Below are 5,436 nucleotides of genomic sequence, written 5' to 3' on the forward strand. Positions count from 1 at the left end.
GCTGGTGTGGTCGTCGTTCAGCGATTCGGTGGCCGACGGCCTGTGGACGCGCCACGGCGCCGAGCTGCTGGTGATCACGCTGGCCGGTGCGGCGCTGTTCTTGTTCCCGATGCTGTGGTTCACGCGGCGGGTGGCGCGGGCGCTGGGCTTTGCCGTCGAAGACGAAATCGTCGCCGTGTTCTGCGGCTCGAAGAAGACGCTGGCCTCGGGCGTGCCGATGGCCAAGCTGCTGTTCGGGGGCAGCGCCTCGCTCGGGGTGATCGTGCTGCCGATCATGTTCTATCACCAGCTGCAGCTCTTCGTCTGCGCGGTGCTGGCGCGGCGCTACGCCAACCGCTCGTGAGGCCCGCGGGCCGGCGGCGTCAGTAGGGGATGGTGGGGGCGGCGGGCTGCGCCGGGGTGTCGGCTGGCGAGCCGTCGATCGGGTGGTCGATCCAGTCCTTCAGCAGCGTGAAGCTCACCGCCAGCACCACCGGGCCGATGAACAGGCCGACGATGCCGAAGGCCACCAGGCCGCCGAGCACGCCGCCGAAGATCAGCGTGAGCGGCAGATCGGCGCCGCGCTTGATGAGCATGGGGCGCAGCACGTTGTCGAGCGAGGTGACCACCAGCGCCCAGACGGCCATGAACACGGCCATGCCGGTGCGGTCTTCGTGGAAGAACAGCCACGCCGCCGCGCCGAACAGCACCACCCCGGCGCCGATCTGCGCGATGCAGCAGATGAACATGATCGAGGTGAGCACCAGCACGTAAGGCACGCCGCCGATGGCCAACCCGACGCCACCCAGGCCGGACTGCACCAGCGCCGTCACCACGATGCCCATGGCCACGGCGCGAATGGCCTGCCCGGCCAGGATCACCGCCTTGTCGCCACGTTGCCCCCCGACGCGACGGGCAAACCGGCGCAGCCCCTGGGCGGCTTCTTCGCCGCGCATGTAGAGCAGGGCGGCCACGAAGATGGTCAGCAGCAGGTGCAGCGTGAGCATGCCGAGGCCGCCGGCTCGGGCTGCGATCCAGCTGGCCAGCTTGCCGGCGTAGGGCTGCAGTTGCGTGACCAGGGCGCCGGGCCCGGCGGCCACCAGCGCTTGCCACTCATGGGTGAGCCGCGGGCCCAGGATCGGCACGCCGTGCAGCCAGCCCGGGGCGGCCGGCAACGGGTGCGACAACAGCGCGGCGGCTTCGTCCTTGAGGCCCAGCACGTTGGCGGCAATCGTGCCCACGGCCACGCCCACCGGCACGATCACCAAGGCGGCCAGGGCGGACGTCATCAACGTGGTCGCGGCCCAGCGCCGGTTGCCCAGCCAGGCTTGCGCGCGACGCATCATGGGCCACGTGGCGACCACGATCATCGTGGCCCACACGATGGCGGGCAAGAAGGGTTTGATGATCCAGATGCAGCCCCCGATCAGCAGGCCGATCAGCAGCACGATGAACACGGTGCGGGCGATGTCGTGGCGCGGAGCCAGATGGGGGTGCGGATCGCGATGTGATTCGGGGTGCGACATGGCGGGCGCTTTCTGCGTGCGGTCAGCTCGTCGCCGGGGTGGCCGAGCGCAGCGATTCTAGGAGCGCCCTCCGTGCGCTGCCGCCTGGGCGCGCCGGGGCGGCAGCGTCAGACGCGGAACACGTTGGCCGCGCGCACCAGGGCGCCAGCCTGCTGTTGCAGCGAGGCGGCGGCTTCGGCGGCCTGGCCGACCAGCGCGGCGTTCTGCTGCGTGGCGCTGTCGATCTCGCTGATCGAGGTGTGCACATGCTCCAGGTCGCCCGATTGGGCCGACGTGGCGCTGGTGATGCCCTGAATCAGGCCGGTGACCTGGGTGACCGCGTCGATCACTTTCAGGATGGTGGCGCCGGCGGCCTCGACCTGCCGGGTGCCGTCCGACACCTGCTCCACCGAGGCGCCGATCAGCGCGCGAATTTCCTTGGCCGCCGCCGCCGTGCGCTGGGCCAGCGCCCGCACTTCAGACGCCACCACGGCGAAGCCCTTGCCCTGCTCGCCTGCGCGTGCCGCCTCGACGGCGGCGTTGAGCGCCAGGATGTTGGTCTGGAAGGCGATGTTCTCGATCAGCGCGATGATCTCGCCCATCTTCTGCGAGGCGCCGTGTATGCCCTGCATGGTGTCGATCACGCCCTGCACGGCCTGCCCGCCTTGCTCGGCCACGTTGCTGGCCTGCTCGCTGACGCCGGCCACCTCGCGGGCCGTGTCGGCGGTCTGGCGGACGTTGCCCGTGAGCAGCGACAGCGATTGCGTGATGCGCTCCAGGCTGCCCACTTGCGACTCGGTGCGGCCCGACAGGTCACCGTTGCCGGCGGCGATCTCGGCGATCGCCTGGTTGATGCCCGCCGTCTCTTGGCGCACGTCGTGCACGAAGGCGCGGGTGTTCAGGTTGGTCTGACGCAGCCCGCGCAGCAAGATGCCGATCTGGTCGGTGCGGGCCGAATCGATGGTGCAGGTCAGATCGCCGGCCGACATGTTGCGCAGAAAGCTGATGGCGTCGTCGAGCGGCGTGGTGATGGCGCGCTTCATGGCCGCCAAGATGCCGAGCCACAAACCCACCAGCAGCGCGGCCTGCACGCCCAGCACGGCGGCGGTGCTCAGCGGCAGCAGGCTGGGCAGCAGCACCAGCGGCAGCGCGGCCGCCAGCGCGAAGCCGGCCCGGCCGGTCAGCTGAAAGCGCCGCGTCTTGCCCAGCCAGTCGCGCCAGCCGAAGGGGCGCACCCGCCCGGCGTGCAGCTTGAAGGTCGGGTGGCCACTTTCTCGCTCGCGCGTCAGCCGGGCATACAGCGCCTCGGCCGCCGCGATCTGCTCGCGGCTGGGTTTGGTGCGAACCGACAGGTAGCCCATCGGCTTGCCGTGCTCCATCAGCGGCGTCACGTGGGCCTGCACCCAGTAGTGGCCGCCGTTCTTGGCGCGGTTCTTGACGATGCCCGACCACTGGCGCCCGTTGCCCACGGTGTTCCACATGTCCTTGAACGCCTCGGGCGGCATGTCGGGGTGGCGGATGATGTTGTGCGGCTGGCCGAGCAGTTCGTCGCAGCTGTAGCCCGCCACTCGCGTGAACGCGGCGTTGCAATGGGTGATGACGCCCTGTCGATCGGTCATCGACACCAGCATGTCCTGCTCTGAGAATTCGCGTTCTTGACCCGTGACGGGCAGGTTGAGGCGCATGGCGTGTTCCGATCCAGGAGTGCTGGGGGCGCAGAAGGGCTTGGCGGATTCTGAGTTGACCGGGCTCGGCGCGAATTGCAGATTAGCGCGGGCATCCGGGCACAATTTCACGCCCGTCGCCGCGCTTGCGGCCACCCTTGCACCTGTTTCGAGCCTGCCTTGAGTTCGCCTGTTCATCCGCCGAGTCCGGCCCTGATCCTGGACGCTTACCAGCCGCCCCCCGATACCGGGCTCGACGTGCGCCATGCCGATGCCGCGCTGCTGATCGTCAACAAGCCCAGCGGCTTGCTGTCGGTGCCCGGGCGGGGCGAGCACAAGAGCGATTGCCTGGTGAGCCGCGTGCAGGCCGTCTACCCCGACGCGCTCACCGTGCATCGGCTAGATCTGGGCACGTCCGGCCTGGTGGTTTTCGGGCGCGGCGAGGCGGCGCAGAGCCAGCTCAGCCGGTTGTTTCGCGACCGCCAGGTGCACAAACGCTACATCGCCGTGGTGGCGGGGGCGATGCCGCACGAGCAAGGCGAGATCGCGCTGCCCCTGATCGTCGACTGGCCCAACCGCCCGCTGCAAAAGGTGGATCACGCCGTGGGCAAGCCGTCGCTCACGCGCTATTGGCGGCGTGGCGTCGATGTGGTCTCCGGCACCAGCCGCGTCGAGCTCGAACCGGTGACCGGTCGCTCACACCAGCTGCGGGTGCATTTGCAGGCCATTGGCCACCCCATCGTGGGCGACGAGCTGTATGCGCCCGAGGCCGTGCGCCAAGCCGCGCCCCGCTTGCTGCTGCACGCGTGGCGCATCGAATTGCCGCACCCGCTTACCGGGCAGACGCTGGTTTGCGAGGCGCCGGCGCCGTTTTAGCGGACGACTTGGCGGGTGTGCTTGCCGGGGTGGCAGCCGCGGGCAGCACGGGGGTCACCACGAACCCCCGTTGCTGCATCAGCCGGGGCAGGGCGAGCGGCCCGGTCATGTGCATGGCCCCGACGGCGGCGAACACGCTGCCTTGTTCATGCAGTTTGGCAATGCCATCTGCCAGCGCGGGGTTGCGCTCATCGAGCAAGCGGCGCAGGGCGGCCTGGTCGGCGGCGTCGAGCAGGCATTCGCACCACTTGGCGTAGTCGGCCAGATCGGTGAGGTCGCCAATCTCCCAGTCGCGCACTAGGCGGTTCAGCAGGCGCGAGGCGCGGCCGTCTTCCATCTGATCCAGGCCTTCGTTCACCTCGCGCTGCGCTTCGGCCGGGTCGGTGGGCAGCAGGGCGGCGAGCTGCGTGGCGGCGGTTTCGAGCGAGGCAATCGGCTTGCCCATGCCGCGCGAGATGCCGGTCAGGATCAACTCTTGCGCCCACATCGGGTCCAGCCCCTGCCGGCGGTTGACCGACGCCGCCAGACTGGTGACTTGCAGCACCGGGTGCAGCGGCGCGAGTTGCTCCACCGGCACGCAGGCGGCCGCCGCCTGGATCTGCAGACGCCGCCGCTGGCTCGCCGACAACGGCTGGTCGGCCACGCCCGGCGGCAATTGCGTCAGCGCCTGGGCCACGCCGGGGTCGGTGATGTCGAGTTCGAGCGCCACCGTCGAGCTGTCCACCAGCGCCGCCAGCACGGTCGGGCCGGGGTAGACCCAGTCGGCGCGTCCCACATGCACGGTGCCGTACAACCACGAGACGCGGCCATCGCGCTCGAGCCGCCACAGCACGCCGCGGTCGCGCGCGTGGGCCATGCCGTCGCGCACCTGTTCGGCGCTGGGCGCCGGCGGCACCTGCGGGCAGCCGCCGTCGGCATGAGCCAGCCGACCCGCGCAGATCAGCGCCAGGGGCAGCAGGCAGGCGTTCAGCAGGCGCGAGAACAGCGATGGCAGGGCGATCATGGGCGGGCTCACGGTGGTCGAGTGGGTGAATCGGGCTCGACTATCGCTCAAATCGGCCGTGGCACGTTCGGCGCGCGGGGTGGTTTTAGACGCTAGAGTCGCGCGGTCGCAACCGCCCCCCGTGGGGTGACTCTCGCTGTCACATGAACCAACAAGCCCTTTCCGCCTTCATCTGGTCCGTCGCCGACCTGCTCCGTGGCGACTACAAGCGTTCTGATTACGGCAAGGTGATCCTGCCCTTCACCGTGCTGCGCCGCCTCGACTGCGTGCTCGAAGCCACCAAGCCCGCCGTGCTGGCCGAACTGGAAGCCAAAACCAAACTCGGCGTGAACCCCGAGCCCTTCCTGCTCAAGAAAGTGGGGCTGAAGTTCTTCAACCAGTCCCCGCTCGACCTGCCCAAACTGCTGGG

At 69.6% G+C, this 5,436-nt stretch carries 6 protein-coding genes; 3 read left to right on the forward strand and 3 right to left on the reverse strand.

Annotated elements, in window-relative coordinates; genetic code table 11:
• Positions 1 to 343, forward strand: a 343-nt coding sequence (locus ACE3SS_RS14630) for a bile acid:sodium symporter (RefSeq protein WP_374595204.1), incomplete at its 5' end; no start/stop codon positions are given.
• A 19-nt stretch (positions 344 to 362) separates the two neighbouring features.
• Here the strand turns inward: ACE3SS_RS14630 and ydiK are convergent.
• Together ydiK and ACE3SS_RS14640 are read right to left on the reverse strand one after the other, a co-directional pair.
• Positions 363 to 1,505 carry an AI-2E family transporter YdiK gene (ydiK, locus tag ACE3SS_RS14635; protein ID WP_374595206.1) on the reverse strand — a complete coding sequence of 381 codons (1,143 nt, stop codon included), beginning with the start codon at positions 1,503 to 1,505 and terminating at the stop codon, positions 363 to 365.
• A 107-nt stretch (positions 1,506 to 1,612) separates the two neighbouring features.
• Complete coding sequence (locus tag ACE3SS_RS14640; protein ID WP_374595208.1) at positions 1,613 to 3,169, reverse strand: methyl-accepting chemotaxis protein; 1,557 nt, start codon at positions 3,167 to 3,169, stop codon at positions 1,613 to 1,615.
• Between the two features lie 159 nt (positions 3,170 to 3,328).
• Here ACE3SS_RS14640 and ACE3SS_RS14645 point away from each other — a divergent pair, with 159 nt between their 5' ends.
• Positions 3,329 to 4,024: an RluA family pseudouridine synthase gene (locus tag ACE3SS_RS14645; RefSeq protein ID WP_374595210.1), complete on the forward strand. Its 696-nt coding sequence runs from the start codon at positions 3,329 to 3,331 to the stop codon at positions 4,022 to 4,024.
• Here the strand turns inward: ACE3SS_RS14645 and ACE3SS_RS14650 are convergent.
• Positions 3,981 to 5,039, reverse strand: a complete 1,059-nt coding sequence (locus tag ACE3SS_RS14650) for a TraB/GumN family protein (RefSeq protein ID WP_374595212.1) — start codon at positions 5,037 to 5,039, stop codon at positions 3,981 to 3,983. The two genes, ACE3SS_RS14645 and ACE3SS_RS14650, sit on opposite strands and share 44 nt — an antisense overlap.
• Positions 5,040 to 5,170: 131 nt before the next feature.
• Here ACE3SS_RS14650 and ACE3SS_RS14655 point away from each other — a divergent pair.
• On the forward strand, positions 5,171 to 5,436 hold a 266-nt coding region (locus ACE3SS_RS14655; protein WP_374595214.1), incomplete at its 3' end, for a type I restriction-modification system subunit M N-terminal domain-containing protein.

The organism is Aquabacterium sp., assembly GCF_041915145.1.
Classification (GTDB): Bacteria; Pseudomonadota; Gammaproteobacteria; order Burkholderiales; family Burkholderiaceae_C; genus Aquabacterium.